The organism is Selenihalanaerobacter shriftii, from assembly GCF_900167185.1.
Taxonomy (GTDB): Bacteria; Bacillota; Halanaerobiia; order Halobacteroidales; family Acetohalobiaceae; genus Selenihalanaerobacter; species Selenihalanaerobacter shriftii.
Genome location: NZ_FUWM01000005.1, coordinates 1 through 19585 on the forward strand (window position 1 = coordinate 1; position 19585 = coordinate 19585).

Annotated in this window: 17 protein-coding genes, 12 tRNA genes and 2 rRNA genes; 30 read left to right on the forward strand and 1 reads right to left on the reverse strand. The window is 32.8% G+C overall.

From position 1 onward, the window contains the following. From B5D41_RS02365 to B5D41_RS02460, 20 genes are all read left to right on the forward strand, one after another. Positions 1–290, forward strand: a 23S ribosomal RNA gene (locus B5D41_RS02365); the annotation flags it as partial. Between the two features lie 266 nt (positions 291–556). Then, positions 557–673, forward strand: a 5S ribosomal RNA gene (gene rrf / locus B5D41_RS02370). Between the two features lie 18 nt (positions 674–691). Then, positions 692–767, forward strand: a tRNA-Asn gene (locus tag B5D41_RS02375). A 10-nt stretch (positions 768–777) separates the two neighbouring features. Beyond that, positions 778–853, forward strand: a tRNA-Glu gene (locus B5D41_RS02380). Between the two features lie 132 nt (positions 854–985). Continuing rightward, positions 986–1061 (forward strand) — tRNA-Val (locus tag B5D41_RS02385). A gap of 7 nt (positions 1062–1068) precedes the next feature. Then, positions 1069–1146, forward strand: a tRNA-Asp gene (locus B5D41_RS02390). Between the two features lie 137 nt (positions 1147–1283). Continuing rightward, a tRNA-Thr gene (locus B5D41_RS02395) sits at positions 1284–1359 on the forward strand. Between the two features lie 10 nt (positions 1360–1369). Then, a tRNA-Lys gene (locus B5D41_RS02400) sits at positions 1370–1445 on the forward strand. A 13-nt stretch (positions 1446–1458) separates the two neighbouring features. Then, positions 1459–1535, forward strand: a tRNA-Met gene (locus B5D41_RS02405). A 5-nt stretch (positions 1536–1540) separates the two neighbouring features. Next, a tRNA-Phe gene (locus B5D41_RS02410) sits at positions 1541–1616 on the forward strand. A gap of 8 nt (positions 1617–1624) precedes the next feature. Beyond that, positions 1625–1710: transfer RNA gene (locus B5D41_RS02415), tRNA-Leu, on the forward strand. Positions 1711–1725: 15 nt separating this feature from the next. Beyond that, positions 1726–1802 (forward strand) — tRNA-Gly (locus tag B5D41_RS02420). An 8-nt stretch (positions 1803–1810) separates the two neighbouring features. After that, positions 1811–1887, forward strand: a tRNA-Arg gene (locus B5D41_RS02425). 19 nt (positions 1888–1906) lie between these two features. After that, a tRNA-His gene (locus tag B5D41_RS02430) sits at positions 1907–1983 on the forward strand. Between the two features lie 233 nt (positions 1984–2216). Continuing rightward, positions 2217–2924: a response regulator transcription factor gene (locus B5D41_RS02435; protein ID WP_078809015.1), complete on the forward strand. Its 708-nt coding sequence runs from the start codon at positions 2217–2219 to the stop codon at positions 2922–2924. Further along, entirely contained in the window at positions 2914–4347 is a 1434-nt protein-coding gene (locus B5D41_RS02440; RefSeq protein ID WP_159442871.1) for a sensor histidine kinase, read from the forward strand. The genes B5D41_RS02435 and B5D41_RS02440 overlap by 11 nt, the downstream gene beginning before the upstream one ends. Before the next feature lie 92 nt (positions 4348–4439). After that, on the forward strand, positions 4440–5195 hold the full coding sequence (locus tag B5D41_RS02445) for a tetratricopeptide repeat protein (protein WP_234983874.1): 756 nt from the start codon (positions 4440–4442) through the stop codon (positions 5193–5195). Between the two features lie 116 nt (positions 5196–5311). After that, positions 5312–6292 (forward strand): SIR2 family protein, encoded by a 981-nt coding sequence (locus B5D41_RS02450; RefSeq protein WP_078809017.1) that lies wholly within the window; start codon positions 5312–5314, stop codon positions 6290–6292. A 55-nt stretch (positions 6293–6347) separates the two neighbouring features. Beyond that, complete coding sequence (locus tag B5D41_RS02455) at positions 6348–6641, forward strand: LysO family transporter (RefSeq protein WP_078809018.1); 294 nt, start codon at positions 6348–6350, stop codon at positions 6639–6641. Continuing rightward, the gene (locus tag B5D41_RS02460) at positions 6638–7234 is read left to right on the forward strand and encodes a LysO family transporter (RefSeq protein ID WP_078809019.1); all 597 of its coding nucleotides are present in this window, start codon (positions 6638–6640) and stop codon (positions 7232–7234) included. Before B5D41_RS02455 ends, B5D41_RS02460 begins: the two co-directional genes overlap by 4 nt. Before the next feature lie 79 nt (positions 7235–7313). Here the strand turns inward: B5D41_RS02460 and B5D41_RS14450 are convergent, their stop codons facing one another. Next, a complete protein-coding gene (locus B5D41_RS14450; RefSeq protein ID WP_268794126.1) occupies positions 7314–7436 on the reverse strand; it encodes a hypothetical protein in 123 nt (40 codons plus the stop codon). Between the two features lie 410 nt (positions 7437–7846). On the opposite strand from B5D41_RS14450, the gene mraZ reads away from it, so the two are divergent. From mraZ to murG, 10 genes are all read left to right on the forward strand, one after another. Beyond that, positions 7847–8278, forward strand: coding sequence for a division/cell wall cluster transcriptional repressor MraZ (mraZ, locus tag B5D41_RS02465; RefSeq protein WP_078809020.1), 432 nt, complete (start codon positions 7847–7849; stop codon positions 8276–8278). Between the two features lie 65 nt (positions 8279–8343). Beyond that, the gene (gene rsmH, locus B5D41_RS02470; RefSeq protein ID WP_078809021.1) at positions 8344–9279 is read left to right on the forward strand and encodes a 16S rRNA (cytosine(1402)-N(4))-methyltransferase RsmH; all 936 of its coding nucleotides are present in this window, start codon (positions 8344–8346) and stop codon (positions 9277–9279) included. Positions 9280–9311: 32 nt separating this feature from the next. Next, complete coding sequence (locus tag B5D41_RS02475; protein WP_078809022.1) at positions 9312–9851, forward strand: septum formation initiator family protein; 540 nt, start codon at positions 9312–9314, stop codon at positions 9849–9851. Positions 9852–9909: 58 nt separating this feature from the next. Next, entirely contained in the window at positions 9910–11991 is a 2082-nt protein-coding gene (locus B5D41_RS02480) for a stage V sporulation protein D (RefSeq protein ID WP_078809023.1), read from the forward strand. Positions 11992–12054: 63 nt separating this feature from the next. Further along, positions 12055–13542, forward strand: a complete 1488-nt coding sequence (locus B5D41_RS02485; protein ID WP_078809024.1) for a UDP-N-acetylmuramoyl-L-alanyl-D-glutamate--2,6-diaminopimelate ligase — start codon at positions 12055–12057, stop codon at positions 13540–13542. Between the two features lies 1 nt (position 13543). After that, positions 13544–14938, forward strand: a complete 1395-nt coding sequence (locus tag B5D41_RS02490; protein WP_078809025.1) for a UDP-N-acetylmuramoyl-tripeptide--D-alanyl-D-alanine ligase — start codon at positions 13544–13546, stop codon at positions 14936–14938. Positions 14939–14954: 16 nt separating this feature from the next. Continuing rightward, entirely contained in the window at positions 14955–15920 is a 966-nt protein-coding gene (gene mraY / locus B5D41_RS02495; protein ID WP_078809026.1) for a phospho-N-acetylmuramoyl-pentapeptide-transferase, read from the forward strand. Positions 15921–15947: 27 nt separating this feature from the next. Next, a complete protein-coding gene (murD, locus tag B5D41_RS02500; protein WP_078809027.1) occupies positions 15948–17312 on the forward strand; it encodes a UDP-N-acetylmuramoyl-L-alanine--D-glutamate ligase in 1365 nt (454 codons plus the stop codon). Between the two features lies 1 nt (position 17313). Then, the gene (spoVE, locus tag B5D41_RS02505; protein WP_078809028.1) at positions 17314–18396 is read left to right on the forward strand and encodes a stage V sporulation protein E; all 1083 of its coding nucleotides are present in this window, start codon (positions 17314–17316) and stop codon (positions 18394–18396) included. Between the two features lie 19 nt (positions 18397–18415). Then, positions 18416–19522, forward strand: a complete 1107-nt coding sequence (gene murG / locus B5D41_RS02510; RefSeq protein ID WP_078809029.1) for an undecaprenyldiphospho-muramoylpentapeptide beta-N-acetylglucosaminyltransferase — start codon at positions 18416–18418, stop codon at positions 19520–19522. The last annotated feature ends 63 nt before the right edge of the window (positions 19523–19585 follow it).

A 19585-nucleotide genomic window follows, 5' to 3' on the forward strand; every position in this document is an offset into this window, starting at 1 on the left:
CCTATCCGTCGTGGGCGTAGGAAACTTGAGAGAAGCTGTCCCTAGTACGAGAGGACCGGGATGGATGTACCTCTGGTGCACCAGTTGTCTTGCCAAAGGCAGAGCTGGGTAGCTAAGTACAGAGAAGATAAGCGCTGAAAGCATCTAAGCGCGAAGCAAATCCCAAGATAAGGTTTCCCATAGAGTAATTCTAGTAAGATCCCTGAAAGACTATCAGGTAGATAGGCCAGAGGTGTACAGATAGCAATATCTTTAGCTGACTGGTACTAATAGATCGAGGATTTGATCTAGACAAAACAAATACAAATATCATTGTGCAGTTTTGAAAGTATAGTTTTTTCTTGACAAGTTACTAAATAGATGGTATATTATTAAGTGTTGTAATAAAGTTTGTGATTATCTTTTGTTTTTGAAGAAGTCGTTTTGTTTAACAAGAAATCTTTTTACTAAGTAAGAAAGTTCTTATTAAGTAAGAAAACTTCTTGACAAACATTATAAAAGATGTTATATTATTAGATGTTGCTGATAAATTTTAGATAATAAAAGTAAATAAATTTTCGGTGGTAATTGCGGAGGGGTAACACCTGTTCCCATTTCGAACACAGCAGTTAAGTCCTCCAGCGCTGATGGTATTGCAAGGGTAGCCTTGTGAGAGAGTAGGTCACTGCCGGAACTTTAATATTTAATATATTCCCCGATAGCTCAGTTGGTAGAGCAGATGGCTGTTAACCATCGAGCCGTAGGTTCGAGTCCTACTCGGGGAGCCATTTAATGAATGTCCCCATCGTCTAGTGGCCTAGGATACCAGGTTTTCATCCTGGCGGCAGGGGTTCGAATCCCCTTGGGGATGCCATAATAGTATGCAGGTTATTCACGAAAGGTTTTGTTTTCTAAAACCTGTAGGGATGCCACTTTTAATAGTTGACAGTTAACAGATTACAGTTGACAGTTAAAACATTAAGAACAGACACTGCAAACTGAATATGGGCGAATAGCTCAGTTGGGAGAGCACCTGCCTTACAAGCAGGGGGTCACAGGTTCAAGTCCTGTTTCGCCCACCATTTATGTGGGGATGTAGTAGAGCTGGTCCACAACACCGGCCTGTCACGCCGGAGGTCGCGGGTTCAAATCCCGTCATCCCCGCCATCAAACAATCACTCAGCCTAGAAAACAAGGCTGACTGTCAGAGTTATGTTTACTAATAAAGTGTGATAGCTGAAATTCTTGATTTGATAGCATTAGTATATTACTGACACTGATAACTGACATTGTAAACTTTATGTGCTGACGTAGCTCAGTTGGGAGAGCAGCTGACTTGTAATCAGCAGGTCATCGGTTCAAGTCCGATCGTCAGCTCCATTTACAATATGGGCCATTAGCTCAGCTGGCAGAGCACCTGACTTTTAATCAGGGTGTCGGAGGTTCGACTCCTCCATGGCTCACCATTAATATTATTAACGCGGGGTAGAGCAGTACGGTAGCTCGTCGGGCTCATAACCCGGAGGTCGTCGGTTCGAATCCGACCCCCGCAACCAGATATGGCGAGATAGCTCAGTCGGTAGAGCAGTGGATTGAAAATCCTCGTGTCCCCGGTTCGAATCCGGGTCTTGCCACCATTTTTTATGCGAAGGTGGTGGAACTGGCAGACACGCTAGATTTAGGATCTAGTGGGTTTATCCCGTGCGGGTTCGACTCCCGCCCTTCGCACCATTTATATTTTATCATGCGGGAATAGCTCAGTTGGCTAGAGCACCAGCCTTCCAAGCTGGGTGTCGTCGGTTCGAGTCCGATTTCCCGCTCCATTTTATTTGCGCCTGTAGCTCAGGTGGATAGAGCAATGGACTTCTAATCCATGAGTCGGGGGTTCGAATCCTCCCAGGCGCGCCATTTTTCATAACAGAATATGGTGGGTGTAGCTCAGTTGGTTAGAGCGCAGGATTGTGGCTCCTGAGGCCGTGGGTTCAAATCCCATCACTCACCCCATAAATTTGAAATTAATTTTCTTTTATAGATAGGCCTTTAACACTTTTAAGTGTTAAAGGCTTTTTTTATTATTAAATTTCATTATTTATTCATATTGATTGTATATAATTAAATTATGATGAAAAATTTCTAATAAAATTAGAGAGTGATACTTAATTTTGGTATAATTACAGTATAGTATATAGATTCAATGGCATATATGATTAGTAGATAAATATCTGGGGGGATTAATAATGAGTAAACCAAAAATTCTAGTTGTTGATGATGAAGAGAAGATTACCAAAGTAGTAAAATCATATTTACAACAAAAAGGGTATGAGGTCTTAGTTGCTTATGATGGTAAAGAAGCACTAGAAATTACTAATAATGAAGAATTAGACTTAGTAGTGCTTGATTTAATGTTACCTAAATTATCAGGAGAAGAAGTTTGTAAAAGGATTAGATCTAAATCTGACCTACCTATTTTAATGTTAACGGCTAAAACTACTGAAGATGACAGAATTAATGGTCTGAACATAGGTGCAGATGATTATCTAATAAAACCATTTAGCCCTCGTGAATTAGTTGCTAGAGCTAGAGCTATTTTAAGACGTACCAGTGATAGAAAAGAGTCAACAGCAGAAATTTTAAGTTTTAAGAGTGGAAATGATAAATTAGTTATTGATACGTTAAAACATGTTGTTAAATTTAATGGTGAATCTGTTGATGTAACAGCTACTGAATTTAAATTATTAAAGATTTTAGTTCAGAATCCTGGTCAAGTATACTCACGTTCACAGTTGACTCAATTAGTTCAAGGGTATAATTACGATGGTTATGATCGAACTATAGATGCTCATGTTAAGAATTTAAGACGGAAATTAGATATTACGTCTGATCAATATATTAAGACTGTCTATGGAGTTGGTTATAAATTTGAGGTGCTGGAAGATGAGGGTTAAATTATATGTAAAATTAGCCGCAGTTTTTTTAATTGTAACTCTTTCAACAATTGTTCTAGTTGGAGGAATTATTAATATTGCACTTAATAATAGATTTAAAGATTACGTTATGAATAATGAAGAAATTAAAAATCAAAGAATTATTGATTCTTTAGAAAGCATTTATAGGCGACAAGGAAATTGGAACAATGTTGAAAGTCAGTTAAGGCATTTAGAAATGATGACTGGGCGTAGAGTAGAAGTTACTAATAATGGTAGAGGTGTTTTTGATTCTAAAGAATGTAGACCGATGGGTATGATGGGTGAAGGTATGATGGGTGGAGGTATGATGAGAAATGATAGAAGAAGGCGAGGTAATAATCAGCGTCAATCACGTTTTGAACCTAATTCTGAATCAGAATCCTCTCGAACTGTCAAACTACCAGTTAAAGTCGACTCTAACGTAGTTGGATATGCTCACATTACTCCTTTAGAACATGAAGGTTTATGGAGTAAACAAGATATGTTGTTTAGAAAGACTATTAATCGTTCAATAATAATTGCTGGAGTCATAGCTGGATTAGTTGCTTTAGTAATAAGTTTCTTTATTTCTAAGAGGATTACTAAACCTGTACGAGAGATGACTGAAGTTGCTCAAGCTATGGGAGAAGGAGATTTAAGCCAAAGAGTAGAAGTTACTTCTAAGGATGAAATAGGAGTTTTAGGTGAACAAGTTAATCAACTGGCTACAAAGCTACAAAAATTAGAAATATTACGCAAGAAATTAACTGCTGATGTTGCGCATGAATTACGTACTCCATTAACTACTATTCAAAGTTATATTGAAGCATTTCAAGATGGAGTAATGTCAATTGATGAAGGTAATTTAAATTCTATTCATGAAGAAGTATTAAGGTTAGTAGGTTTAGTAAGTGATCTACAAGAATTAGCCATAGCTGAAGGTGGAAAGCCTAATTTTAAAGCAGAATTAATTAATCTTAAGAAATTTGTTCAAAGTCGAATTAATGGACTGTCAAAATTATTTACTGATAAAGATATTGATTTAAATTTAACTTTACCAAATGAAGATATTAAATTGGAGTTCGATAAAAAGGCTTTAAATAAAATTATTCGGAATTTGATTTCTAATGCTTATAAGTATACTAATTCTGGTGGAAAAGTGTCGGTTAATTTAAAGAAGCAAGAAGATAAAGCTTTAATTACAGTTCGAGATACAGGAATTGGTATTTCTAAAGAGGAATTGCCTTATATTTTTGAAAGGTTTTATCGAGTTGATGAATCAAGAACTAGGGAGACTGGTGGTACAGGGATTGGATTAGCTATAGTTAAAGAATTGATTGAATCTCAAAATGGTATAATTACTGTTGATAGTGAGCTTGGAGAAGGAACAGAATTTAAAGTCTGGCTGCCGATAAAAGAATGATAATTTTGTCTTTTTGCAGGGGATTTATTGACTTAGATAGAATAGTATGAAAGAAGAAGTAGTACTAATAAAATCTAGGTGGTGATTTATAAGTGAAACAGAAAAAGAGACGAGATTTGATTATAATTAGTTTAGTATTATCTATCATGTTACTTTCTAGTGGCTTGCTTTGGGCTAGTGGTTCCAATGATAATTATCAAGCAGGATTGAAGGCTTTTAGAAAAGGTAATTATCAAGTAGCTGTACCTAAATTAGTAGCAGCTATTTCTGATAATCCAGACTTAATGTATCCTCATTATGTGTTAGGATTAACTTATTATCGATTAGAACAATATAAATTTGCTGAGACTCAGTTTAAAAAAGCACATCAGATTAATCCTGAGCATTATAGAGTAATGGTTAATTTAGGTAGGGCTTATTTAAAAAGAAATAAACTAGGACAAGCTATTGAAATTACTAAAATGGCTATAAATGTTAAAAAAGAAGATGGTGATGCTTATAATGTACTTGGTCGAGCTTATATGAATCAAGGAAATTTACAAGAAGCTATCAATAGTTTACAGCAAGCAGCTAAGTTAGATGATGAGAATTACTATATTTTAAATAATTTAGGATATGCTTATATTCAGACGGGAGAATATAAAAAAGCAATTCCTGTGTTAAAGGAAGCAACAAAATTAAGGCCAACAGTACCTTATTTATATAATAATTTAGGGATAGCCTATGAAAATACTGATAATTTAGACAAGGCAACAGAAGCATATCAAAAGGCTTTAGATATTAATAATAACTATACTAAAGCTAGAACAAATCTAAAACGAGTCAAAAGATTACTGGAAGAAGATTAATTGTAGATAACCCCTAACCTTAATAAAGTTAGGGGTATTCTAATTTATAAGTATAGAGTTATTATTTAATACACATCCTATTAGTACTAACAAACTTTAAAGTAGGGTGTATAATCATGACTACAGAATATTGTTTTTTGCTAGGAGCTGGAGCTTCTGTACCAGCTGGCATACCAACTATGAATCAACTATATGAGTTATTTTTAGAAATTTTAACTCAAGAGGAATTAGAATTCATAAATCAGTTAGAGACAGTGCTTGATAGACATAGAGATGATGAGAATTCATTTAATTTAGAATCTATACTTAGAATTTTAAATTTAATTAATAGAGTAGATAAAGAACCAATTCAGTCTTTCTTTTGTGGTTTTAAGGATGGTATTGAAAATAATTTAGATTTAGTTGGACCAATGATTAAGAAATTAAAAGGGCTAATTAGAGAAGAATGTGTTACTAAAGAAAGAAATATAGAATATATATTACCTTTGATTAAGTTTATCCATGAAGCAGATGCTTTACAAATATTCACTTTAAATTATGATTTAATTATTGAGATTTTATGTGAACTATATAGGTTAAAATATACTGATGGATTTAATTTTACTTGGGAGCCTAAATTATTAGAAAATGATCGAAAATATGATTTAAGGTTATATAAGTTACATGGTTCAATTATTTGGCATCGAACTCAAGAGGGAAAGAGTTTAAAAATTCCTATCATTAATTATGAAGGAGAGTTGAAGTATTTTTTAGGTTCAGAACTATCTAATATGTTAGTCTATCCAGAAGAGAACAAACAAGAACCTTTTCAACGACTATTAAAGTATTTTGACCTGGAGTTATTAGAAAAGAGATTATTAATTAGTATAGGTTATAGTTTTTGTGATGCTTTAATTAGACAGCGGGTATTAGATGGACTTAAAGATAATCCCAAACTACATATTTACTTAATTTGTCCTAATGCACAGGAGATTTTAGAAAAGTATTTCAGTAATTATCGTCAACGGGTTACTGTTTTTAATCAAGGTATCAAAGAAATGTTAACTGATGATTCATTATATTTTAAATTAAAAGAGTTTCTTAAGAGTAATAACTAGCGAAAAAGTGACTACTTTAGTAATTTTAACATTAGAATAGATAGGAGTGTAACAGATGTCAGTAATAATTTGGTTTTTATTATTAGGTTTAACTATAGGTTATTTAGAAATAATTCCTGAAAGGTTTTCAAGTTTAACCGACAATTTAATTACTGGAGGTTTGATTCTATTACTATTCAGTATGGGAGTTGAAATAGGATTAAATGATAAAGTAATAGCAAATTTAGATAAATTAGGTTTTCAAGCTATTGTTTTAGCTTTAGGAAGTATATTAGGTAGTTTAGGTTTAATTAAATTATTAGAGATGCTAGTAGGAAACTTTAGAAAGGAGCAGGAGAGAAGAGGATGATTATAGCAATATTAATTTCAATAATTAGTGGCGTATTAGTTGGGAAATTTATTGTGGCACCAGAAATGGCTAATAGTTTAGGTCAAGTTACTACTTATTTTTTAGCAATTTTACTATTAGGTATTGGAATAGATATTGGAAGAAATAAAGATGTGATTGCTAAAGTCAAGCAAATTGGTTGGAAAATCATTACGGTTCCTCTAATGGTTGCTGCAGGAAGTATATTAGGTGCTATTTTGAGTGGGTTGATCTTGCAATTACCGTTTAATGAATCTAGTGCGATTGGAGCAGGATTTGGCTGGTATAGCTTGTCCGGGGTACTGATAACTAAGGCTTATGATGTACAAGTAGGGAGTTTAGCTTTTTTAACCAATGTTTTTCGGGAATTATTAGCAATTATATTAATTCCAATATTAGCTAAGACTGAAGGAAAGATTTCCTTGATTGCTCCTGGGGGAGCTACGACCATGGATACTACTTTACCTTTAATAGTTAAGAGTTCGAATTCAGAAATAGGAGTAATTGCATTTGTAAATGGTGTTATTTTATCTTCTTTAGTCCCCATATTGGTGCCTTTATTAATTAAATTATAACAATAAAAGATAAAACCGATCAATTCTTGTAATGAGGTTGATCGGTTTCTTTTAATTTAAAATAAATTTAGGCGTAATTTTATTTATTTTTAAATAAGACTTTAATCCATCTAAGAAAAATAGGTAATTTAAATCCTCCACCCCAAGTCTTTAAATCATCATCTTCATTCTTTGACCATGCAAAGAAAAAATCAATTTTCATTTTTTCCCCTCCTATATGTTAACTTACTAATCATTGTATGTATAAAATTTAAAATAGTGAATAGATAGCTATAATTAGTTTTAAAATAATATAAATTATTCTTTTATTGAATTATTATGTTAGATTTAATTTTTTTATTATATAAAAAGTTACTCTAAGTTAAAAAATATGGTTGATTCTATTGAGAAGATATTTTGATTTTGCTTTTAATTAAGAGTCGAATTATGTAAAACAATTACTTCATTTACTTTAAATAAGTTATAACCTAGTTTATAACAATTTTTTTCAATAGTATTAAAGGATTTTTATTTTGAATGTAGAATAAATAAAGTACAGTGGTAGATAGTGGGGAGATGTGGTGGTGTTAGGGAGAGTTAGTGGTTAATTAATTATAGAAGTGGGGATTTATTATGTTAATGGGTGAATATATACATTCCATGGATGGAAAAGGAAGAGTGATTATCCCAGCTAAATTTCGAAAAGAGTTGGGAGATGAATTTGTAGCGACTCGAGGTTTAGATGATTGTCTCTTTATTTATCCTATGGATGAGTGGAAAATTTTAGAGCAAAAATTAAAATCTTTACCCTTAACTAGAAAAGATGCTAGAGCTTTTGTAAGGTTTTTCTTTTCTGGAGCTACTGAATGTCAGTTGGATAAGCAAGGTAGAATTTCTATCCCCTCTAATTTAAGGAATTATGCTCAATTGGAAAAAGAAACTGTAATTATTGGTGTGTCAAATAGAGTAGAATTGTGGAGCAAACAGAAATGGGATTCTTATTTAAGTGAGGCTGAGGAGTCATATGAAGATATTGCAGAAACTATAGAAGAATTAGGAATTTAATCAGTTATAAACATATTAATTAGATAAAATTGTCTTATTAAATATATATGAATAGGTGATATAGAATGGATTTTAAACATATACCAGTTTTATTTAATGAAACTATTGAGAACTTAAAGTGTAAAGAAGGTGGGGTTTATGTTGATTGTACTTTAGGTGGGGCTGGACATGCTAGTGAGATTGCTAAAAGAATAGGTTTAGAAGGGACTTTAATAGGTGTTGATCAAGATATAGCTGCTATTAAGGCCGCAGAAAATAAGTTAGTTGAAGCCGAATGTAAAGTAGAACTAATAAGAGATAATTATAAGAATATAAGAATGATTTTAGATAGATTAGAGATAGAAAATGTTGATGGTTATTTATTTGATCTAGGTTTCTCGTCACACCAAATTGACACTCCTGAAAGGGGATTTAGCTATCAACATGAAGCACCTTTAGATATGCGCATGGACCAAAGACAGTCTATAACTGCAGCAGATTTATTGAATAAGTTATCTAAAGCGGAGTTAACTAAAATAATTACTGAATATGGAGAAGAAAGGTGGGCTAGTAGAATAGCAGAGTTTATAGTTGAAATTCGAAAGGACAAGCCTTTTGAGCTAACTACAGAGTTAATACAGACTATTAAAGCTGCAATTCCTGCTAGTGCTAGGCGACACGGACCACATCCAGCTAGGCGTACATTTCAAGCATTAAGAATTGCTGTTAACGATGAATTAGACATTATATCTGAAACTATAGAAGATATTATACCTACTCTTAAAACAGGTGGTAGAGTTGCGATTATTACTTTTCATTCTTTAGAAGATAGGATAGTGAAACATAAATTTAGAGAGTTAGCTCGAGGATGTGTTTGCCCTCCAGATTTTCCAGTATGTGCTTGTGATAAGGAGAAGCAAGTGAAAGTTATTACTAGAAGACCTATAGATGCAACACAAGCTGAAATAGACACAAATCCGAGAGCTAGAAGTGCTAAATTAAGAGTAATAGAAAAACTCTAATTTAGTTCTAAAATGAGAGGTAGGTGAATAAATTGATAGTAGTAGATAAAAAGAAGGAAGTAAAAGATTATAAGAGACTTAATTCTACTGCTAGGAAAGATAGAAATACTAAAAAAAAGAGAGTAAGAAAGCAAAGATCTAATAAACAGAAGAATAATAGTAATACTTTACTATTTATGAGTGGTTATGCTTTAATAATTTTAATTATAGTGATTTTTGGAATTCTATATATTAATAAATATGTAGAGATGAATAAAATTAATTTACAAATGAATCAAGTTCAAAGCAAAATTAAAGATTTAGAGGAAGAGAAGCAAAAATTAAAATTAAATTTATCTCAATATAAATCATTGGACCGAATAGAGAATATAGCTAAGGTTGAATTAGGAATGGTAGAACCTAAGCAAGTAAAATATATTTCTATGAATTCTAAGAATGGAACATCTTTAAAACAGAATCAGGATTTACATTTAAATGATAGATTAGTTGAAATTAGTAAGTTAGGAGAGAAAGTGTCTACTTGGTTGCAAGGCTTTAGTCAAGTGGAGGCTGGAACATTAAATAATGAATAAATAAGGGCGTAATATTAACTTTATAGCCCCTGAATAATTATTCTAAAGGGGGATTAATATGGGTAAATCTAAACTACAAATAAGAAAAAGGATTTTTTGGCTTTTTCTTATTGTAGTTTTATTTATGTCTATGATTATTTTACGTTTAGGTTGGATTCAACTTTTTGATAATGATTTTTATCAATCTAGAGCTTTAGATCAAAGATTACGTAAATTGAAGGTAGAACCCAGACGAGGATTTATTTATGATAGAAACGGTGAAGAATTAGCAATTAGCGGAAGTGCTGATACTGTAGTTGCTGTACCTTCTGAAATTGAGAATCCAAATCAAGTTGCTGAGAAATTATCCTTAATTTTAGAGATGGACCGAGAGAAAATTTATAAAAGAATTACTAAAAAAGCATACGCAGTTTATTTGGAACGGAAAATATCAAAGGAAGAAACAGCAAAGATTAAATCTTTAGACTTATCAGGGATTACATTTACAGAAGAAAGTAAAAGGTTTTATCCAAAAGATAGTTTAGCATCTCATATTTTAGGTTTTGCTGGAATTGATAGTCAAGGTTTAAATGGTATAGAGTTATCTTATGATCAAATTTTAAGAGGGAAACCAGGTAGGATCATGATAGAGAAAGATGCAACTGGACAACAAATTCCTGAGGGAGTTGAAGAGTATTTAGATCCAAAAAATGGGAATAACATTTATTTAACTATAGATCATGTTATTCAATATATTGTGGAAAGAGAGTTAAAAAAATCTTTACAAGTTAATGAGGCTAAAGGCGGTACTATTATTGTAATGGATCCGCAAAGTGGAGAGATTCTAGCATTAGCAAATAGACCTACATATAATCCTAATCACTTTGCACAGTATTCACCCGGTCTATGGAGAAATAGTGCTATTTCTGATACATATGAACCAGGGTCAACTTTTAAAATTGTTACTATGTCTGCTGGATTAGAAGAAGGGGTAGTAAATCCTAAAGATAATTTCTTTGATCCAGGTTATATTAAAGTAAGCGGGGAAGTAATTAGATGCTGGAAAAGCGGTGGACATGGGAAACAAACTTTTGCTGAAGTTGTGGCTAACTCATGTAATCCAGGATTTGTTCAAGTCGGTCAGCGTGTAGGAAAAAAGGATTTTTATAAATATGTTAAAGCTTTTGGTTTTGGTCAAGATACTGATATCAGACTGCCAGGTGAAGCTAATGGATTAGTTTACAGTTATGATGATATAGGACCAGTGGAATTGGCTACTATGTCTTTTGGTCATGGTATATCTGTAACTCCGATTCAATTAGTTACAGCTATTTCTGCTGTAGCTAATGGTGGGAAACTTCTAAAACCGCATTTAGTAGAGAAGATAGAGAATGAACAAGGAAGAATAATTAAAGAATTTAAACCTGAGTTAATCAGACAAGTAATTTCTAAGGAAACGGCTCAGACTGTGCGGAAATTATTAGAAGGAGTAGTAACTGATGGTTCAGGTAAGAATGCTCAAGTTGAAGGGTATAGAATTGGAGGAAAGACAGGTACTGCTAAACATTATGGTGTTCAGTCTTATGATTCTTCTTTTGTAGGGATATTGCCAGTTGGAAATCCAGAATTGGTAGTATTAGTGGTAATGAAAGGAGTTACTAGTTATCCTTATTATGGTTCGCAAGTAGCTGCTCCTATGTTTCATAATATAGTAAAGGATGTGGTGCGTTACTTAGAGATTCCTCCTAATAAAGGTAGTGGAGAAGACGAAAAAGAAGAGGAAGAGGTTCGAAAAGTAAGAGTACCTAATTTAATTAATCATCCTTTAAATGAAGTAGATATGCGGTTAAGAAAGTTAGGATTAAATTTTAAATTAGAAGGAAATGGGGAGAAAATATTAGATCAGGTTCCTAAGCCCGGTGTTAAAGTAGATGTAGGAACTACAGTAATTTTATTCTCTTCTGATGGATTAAGCACTAAAGGTCGTTATAAAGTAACTGTACCTAATTTAGAAGGAAGGTCGTTGAATGATGCTCAAAATTTATTAGCTAAATTAGGCTTAAAATTAGATTGGCAAGGAAATGGAAAAGTTATCTTTCAGAAGCCAACTGCTGGCTTTAGAGTTGAGGCAGGAAGTACAATAGAAGTTGAATTAGATTAAATAGGAATATTTTTAATCAATTGTAAAATAATATATAGTAAGCGGCATAAGGAGGAGAGGTAGATGAAAGAGTTAAGTAGAATAATTACTGAATTAGATTATAAGGTGTTACAAGGAAGTGTGGATAGAGAAATTACAGGAATTGAGTATGATTCTAGAGAAGTTGAAGCTGATAATTTATTTGTATGTATTAGTGGATTTACTCATGATGGTCATGATTATATAAATGAGGCCATTGAGGCTGGGGCTACAGCTGTTTTAGTTGAAAAAGAGGTAGAATTAAATGAATGTAATGAGATAACAGTCATTATGATTAGAGATACACGTCAAGGGTTAGCAATGATAAGCTCAGCTTTTTATGATTATCCATCTCAAAAATTAAAAGTGATTGGTGTAACTGGAACAAATGGAAAGACAACTACTACATATTTGACTGAATCGATTTTAAAAACTGCTGGTCATAAAGTAGGATTAATCGGTACTATAAAGAATAAAATTGATGATGAAAAATTTAAATCTCAAAGAACTACGCCTGAATCTTTAGATTTACAAGCATTTTTTGCAAGAATGGTAGAGGAAGATGTTACTCATGTAGTTATGGAGGTGTCCTCTCATGCTTTGGCTTTAAATCGGGTTGATAAGATAGATTTTGATGTTGCAATTTTTACTAATATTACTCAAGATCACTTAGATTTTCATGATTCATTTAATGATTATCTAAATGCTAAAGCAAAATTATTTACAGGATTAGATGACGAAGATAAAACGGCTATTATTAATATAGATGATCCTAATAGTGATAAGATTTTATCTGCTAGTAATGGCTCAGTTATTACTTATAGCATTGAAAAGGATGCCAATTTGAAGGCTAAAGATATTACTATTAGTCCCATAGGAGTTAATTTCTTGGCGGAAGCTTTTGAAGAAAAAGTTAATTTAGATTTAAATCTAACAGGATTATTTAACGTTTATAATACTTTGGCTGCTTTAGGAGCTGGAATAAGCTTAAATATTACTTTAGATGATATTCAACAAGGGTTAGAAGAAGTACAAGGAGTAGCAGGTAGGTTTGAAATTGTAGATGAAGGCCAGGATTTCGGAGTGATTGTAGATTATGCTCATACTCCTGATAGTTTGCAGAATATTTTAGAAACGGCTGAAGACTTTGTGGAAGGTAGAGTCATAGTAGTATTTGGATGTGGTGGAGATCGAGATAAAAGTAAGCGACCGATAATGGGACAGGTGGCCACAAGATTAGCTGACTTTTCAATTATTACTTCTGATAATCCGCGTAGTGAAGAACCAGAAGATATTATTAATGATATTGAATTAGGAGTAAAAGAAATTAATAAAAAGGTAGAGGAAGATTACGTGATTATTCAAGATAGAGCTGAAGCTATTAATTATGGAATCGAGACTGCTAGAACTGGTGATTTAGTATTTATAGTGGGAAAAGGTCATGAAACATATCAAATTTTAAAAGATAAGACTATTTCCTTTGATGACCGCCAAGTTGCTAGAGAAGCTTTAGATAAAAATAGAGGTGAATAGTATGGAACCAATTAAAGTTAAAGAATTTATATCCGAAATAGATGGCGAATTAATTAATGGAAGTTTGGAAACTAAAATTGATGAGGTGTCAATTGACTCTAGAACTATTGATAAAGGAGCATTATTTTTTGCTATTAAAGGAGAGAGGTTTGATGGACATAATTTCATAAATGATGCATTAGCAGCAGGAGCAATAGGAGTAGTTATAGAGATTAACGAAATTAGTGAATATAGTATTGACTCTAATATCTTAGTAATCAAAGTAGAAGATACTAGTAAAGCTTTACAAGACTTGGCAAAGTATTATCGTAGTTTGTTTGATATTCCTGTTATTGGAGTGACAGGAAGTACAGGTAAAACAACAACTAAAGACTTAATAGCTTCTGTTTTGGAGGTCAAATTTAAGACTTTAAAGACTGAAGGCAACTACAATAATGAGTTTGGGTTGCCTTTAACTTTATTTAGATTAGATTCTAGTTATGAAGTAGTAGTTGTTGAATTAGCAATGAGAGGATTAGGTGAAATAGAATATTTGTGCCAGATAGCTCAACCTGAAATAGGGGTCATTACTAATGTTGGCGTGACTCACTTAGAAACACTAGGTAGTCAAGAAAATATAGCAAGAGCTAAAAGTGAATTGGTCATGAGTTTACCCCCTGAAGGTAAGGCTCTATTGAATGGCGATGATGATTATATTAGAATGATGGCAAATAAAGCTGAAGCAGAGATAGTATATTATGGTTGTGGTAATGATAATGATTTAGAAGCTATAAAGATTGAAAACTTAGGGGCAGATGGGTTAAGTTTTATAGTAAATCAACAGAGTAGGAAGTTTGAAGTAAGGTTACCATTGCCAGGTGAATATAATGTATATAATTCATTAGCGGCTATTGGTGTTGGATTAGAACTAGGTTTAAGTATAGATGAATTAAAAAGTGGATTAGCCCAACCAAATTTAACTAAAATGCGAGGAGATATAACAGAGTTAGACTCGGGAATTACTATAATCAATGATGCCTATAATGCTAACCCAACCTCTATGGAGGCAGGATTAAATCTATTAGTAAATATTGGTAATAAAAAAGGAAGGTTAATTGCTGTTTTAGGTGATATGTTAGAGTTAGGTTCTATAGCAGAAATAGCACATAGACGAATAGCTAAAATAGTTGTAGATAATAATATAGACTATTTATTAACTGTAGGAGAACTTTCTGCTCTAATAGGTGAGGAAGCTAAGCAATTAGGATTAGCTGAAGAATATGTATTTAGTTATAGTACTAATCAAGAAATTATTGACCAGCTATTGCAGTTAGTTGATACAAGTGATACAATTTTACTTAAAGGCTCTAGAGGAATGAAGTTAGAGGAAATAGAAGAGGCTTTGTTGGAAGGTTGAAGGAGGGGCTAGAACAATGGTTGACTTAATATATGCAGCTACAGCTGCCTTTGCTATTACATTATTAATTGGACCGATAATGATAAAATTACTACGTAAATTAAAATTTGGTCAAAATATTAGGGAAGTAGGACCTGAAAAACATTTAGAGAAAAGTGGAACTCCTACCATGGGTGGAGTTATAATTCTTATTTCTATTGTGGTAGCAGTTTTATTATTTGCGGATATGACTTCTAAATTATTTTGGGCTTTATTTGTAACTTTAAGTTATGGTTTTTTAGGTTTATTAGATGATTCCATTAAGATTATAGCAAATCGTTCTTTGGGTTTAAAGGCAAAACAAAAGTTGTTAGGACAGATTCTAATTGGGGGTTTATTAGGATATAATGTATTATATAATTTAAATATTGGTTCAGAGATTATAATTCCTTATTTAGGAGGGACTATAGATTTAGGAATCTATTTTATTCCTTCTGTAATAATAGTGGTGATTGGAACTTCTAATGCTGTTAATTTAACAGATGGGTTAGATGGTTTAGCAGCTGGAGTGACGATTATAGTGGCTATTACTTATACAGTGATTAGTCTTATTATCTTTAACCAATATGAATTAGCTATTTTTACTGCAGCTATTGTAGGGGCTTGTTTAGGATTTGCTTGGTTTAATAGTCATCCTGCTCAGGTTTTCATGGGGGATACAGGCTCACTAGCCTTAGGAGGAGCCATAGCAGTAGTAGCTATTTTAACCAAAACTGAATTATCTTTAGTAATTATTGGTGGAGTTTATGTTATAGAGGCTTTATCAGTAATGATTCAAGTTGTCTACTTTAAATTAACAGGTGGTAAGAGAGTCTTTAGAATGAGTCCACTTCACCATCATTTTGAGCTAAAAGGTTGGCAAGAATCTAAGGTAGTAGTCAGATTCTGGATTTTAGCTGCCATATTATCATTGGCTGGCTTATTAGGTTTACAAGGGGTTTAAATGTTGGAAAGGTAGGTTGAACAACTTATGGATTTAGTAGAAAAAAAAGTAACAGTTTTAGGTTTAGGTAAGAGAACAGGAATAGCTACAGTTAAATTTTTAATTAATAAAGGAGCTAATGTAGTAGTTAGTGATGTGAAATCTGAGACAGAATTAAAAGAAGAATTAATGGAATTAAATGATTATGAAATAGAGTATGATTTAGACGGACATAGTGATAAAGCAATTAATAATACAGATATGATAGTAATTAGCCCGGGAGTACCTAGTCAAATTTCAATTTTACAGAAGGCTAAGCGGTTAGGAATACCGGTTATTAGTGCAATAGAATTAGCGTATCATTTTTGTGCAGCACCAATTGTGGCCATTACAGGAACTAATGGCAAAACTACAACGACTACTTTAACAGGTGAAATATTTAATGCTACTCAAGATGAAGTAGTAGTTGGTGGAAATATAGGTAGACCTTTGATTAGAGATGTGAATAATTTATCATCAAAAGGTGCAGTTATAGCCGAAATAAGTTCCTTTCAACTGGAGAATATTGAAGAATTTAGACCTAAGATTAGTTTAATATTAAACTTAACTCCGGACCATTTAGATAGACATGGTTCATTTGAAGATTATATAGAAGCTAAGAAGAAGATCTTTAGTAATCAACAGGGCACAGATTATACAATTCTCAATTACGATGACCCAGTAACTAGAGAATTAGCAGATGATACTCATGGAACTGTAGTCTATTTCAGTCAAAAAGAAGAGGTTGAATATGGGCTTTATATCGAAAATGGAGAAGTAATTAATAATCTTACTGCTGAAAAAGAGATATTTATTGAAGTTGATGAGATTGGAATTAAAGGGCCCCATAACTTAGAAAATGCTTTAGGAGCTATTTCTATAGCTTTACTTAGCGATATTGAGCCGGAAATAATTAAGGACGTAGTAAGAGAATTTAATGGAGTTGAACACCGTATAGAAGATGTAGCGGTTATAGATAAAGTAAGGTATGTTAATGATTCTAAAGCTACTAATCCTGTGTCAGCAATGAAAGCTTTAGAGACTTTTAGTGAACCTTTAATATTGATTGCTGGAGGTATGGATAAGAAATCAGATTTTAGTGAATTTGCTGACAAAGTAGCTGAAAATGTTAAGGTATTAATTTTATTGGGGGAGACAGCAGATGAAATTGAGCAATCTATGAAGAGCCTTGGTTTTAATGCAATTAAAAGAATAAATACTATTGAAGATGCAGTAAAGGTGGCTGTGGATATAAGTATTGCAGGTGATTTAGTTCTTTTATCACCAGCGTGTGCAAGTTGGGATATGTTTAGTAGTTATAAAGAGAGGGGTCAAAAGTTTAAAAAGGCGGTATTTGATTTAAGGAGGCAATAGAATGAAGAAGGTAAAAGCGCCTGATTTCATAATCTTTTTTACTATGATAACTTTATTAGGAATTGGAATTATCATGGTTTTTAGTTCTACCTCTATTCGAGCGTATGCTGACTATGGGGATAGTTTCTATTTTCTTAAAAAACAGTTTCTCTGGTCAGTAATTGGTATTGGAGCTATGATTTTCTTTATGACTATAGATTATAAATTATATAAGCAGTTAGCTCAATTAGGTTTGTTAGTCACTCTAGGTTCATTAATTCTAGTATTAATAATTGGAACAGTAGTTGGTGGTTCACAGAGATGGCTGGGTTTAGGGATGCTTAGAGTTCAACCTTCAGAAATAGCAAAGTTGAGCATGGTAATTTATATGGCTAGATATTTGTCTACAAAACAGCATAAAATAGATAAATTACAAGGGTTAGCCCCTGGTTTATTAGTTTTAGGATTAGTTTGTGGACTGATTTTGATGCAACCGGATTTAGGTACTGCAGCTACAATTGGCGGAACAATAATGATTATGTTTATAGCAGCTGGATTAAAGTTAGAATACTTAGCTGGTCTAGGTTTAACAGGAATTTCAGGGATATTTTACTTAATATATAGTGCACCGTACCGTAAAGAGAGGTTATTGGCATTTTTAGACCCGTGGAGTGATCCATTAGATTCAGGATTTCATATTATTCAATCTTTATATGCTTTAGGATCTGGCGGGTTATTTGGAGTAGGAATAGGTCAGAGTAGACAGAAATTCTTTTATTTACCGGAACCAGGTACTGATTTTATATTTGCTATTATAGGTGAAGAATTAGGATTTATTGGAGCTATGGTAGTAGTTTTCTTATTCTTTTTATTTGCCTGGAGGGGTTTAAAAATAGCTATTGAAGCTCCAGATTTATTTGGAAGTTTATTGGCTGTAGGAATTACTACTATGATTACTATACAAGCAATAATTAATATAGGGGTTGTTACAGGTTCGATGCCGGTTACAGGAATTACTTTACCTTTTATTAGTTATGGTGGTTCTTCTTTAGTAATTATGTTATCAGGAGTAGGAATTTTATTAAATATATCACGATATTCTTAGATTTTTTAGGAGTGATTTAATGAAGGTAATTATTACTGGTGGTGGAACTGGAGGGCATATCTATCCTGGTTTAGCTATTGCTAAAAGTATTGAAGATAAATATTCGCAAGCTAAAATTTTATTTGTCGGTAATGCCGACGGTTTAGAAGCAGATATAGTTCCGCAAGTAGGTTATGAATTAGCTACTATTTCTAGTAAAGGTTTACCAAGAAAGATTTCATTAGATATTTTAAAGAGCTTATTTTTAAGTGGAGTAGGTGTTTGGCAAGCTAGGAGTCTAATTACCTCTTTTCAACCGAATATAGTAATTGGAACCGGAGGGTATGTTAGTGGTCCAGTGATGTTAGTGGCGGCTTTACTTAAAGAGAAGACAATTATTCATGAGCAAAATGCCTATCCCGGATTGACTAATAAATTATTGGCAAGATTAGTAGATAAAGTAGCATTAAGTAGTCAGGATGCTAAGGAACATTTTAATGTAAGTACTGATTTAATTTGGACTGGAAATCCGATTCGCAAAGAGGTTATTCAAGCTAAGAAAAAAGAAAGTTGTCAAGAATTAGGTCTAGATATCGAAAAGAAAATAATATTAGTTTTTGGAGGTAGTAGAGGGGCTAAGAGTATTAATCAGGCTATGAAGGCTGTTTATAAATTAGCTCAAAAAAACTCACAAATTCAAGTTTTACATATTACTGGCAAGAATGATTTTCATCGTGTTAAAGAAGATGCTACTACTTTGGGTATATCTGAATTGGAAAAGGGCAATATTATTATTAAGTCTTATCTATATAATATGGCAGCCGGTTTAGCAGCAGCAGATTTAGTGATTTCTAGAGCAGGAGCTACAGGTTTAGCAGAAATAACTGCTAGAGGTATTCCTGCTATTTTAATTCCTTATCCTTATGCTGCTGAGAATCATCAAGAACATAATGCTCGTTCTTTAGAAAAAAGAGGTGCAGCTAAAGTGATTTTAGATGATGAGTTAACAGGTGAAAAATTAGTTAAAGAAGTTAATAATTTGATTTTTGACCAAGATAAATTAAAGTCAATGGCACAAGCCAGTAAAAAATTGGGAAAGCCAGAAGCTGTAGAGAATATATTGAGGTTGGTTGAAGAATTAATTTAAATAGGATTTATTATAGATTGGGACAAGTTATGGTTTAACATTTTATGAAGCAACTGCATATTA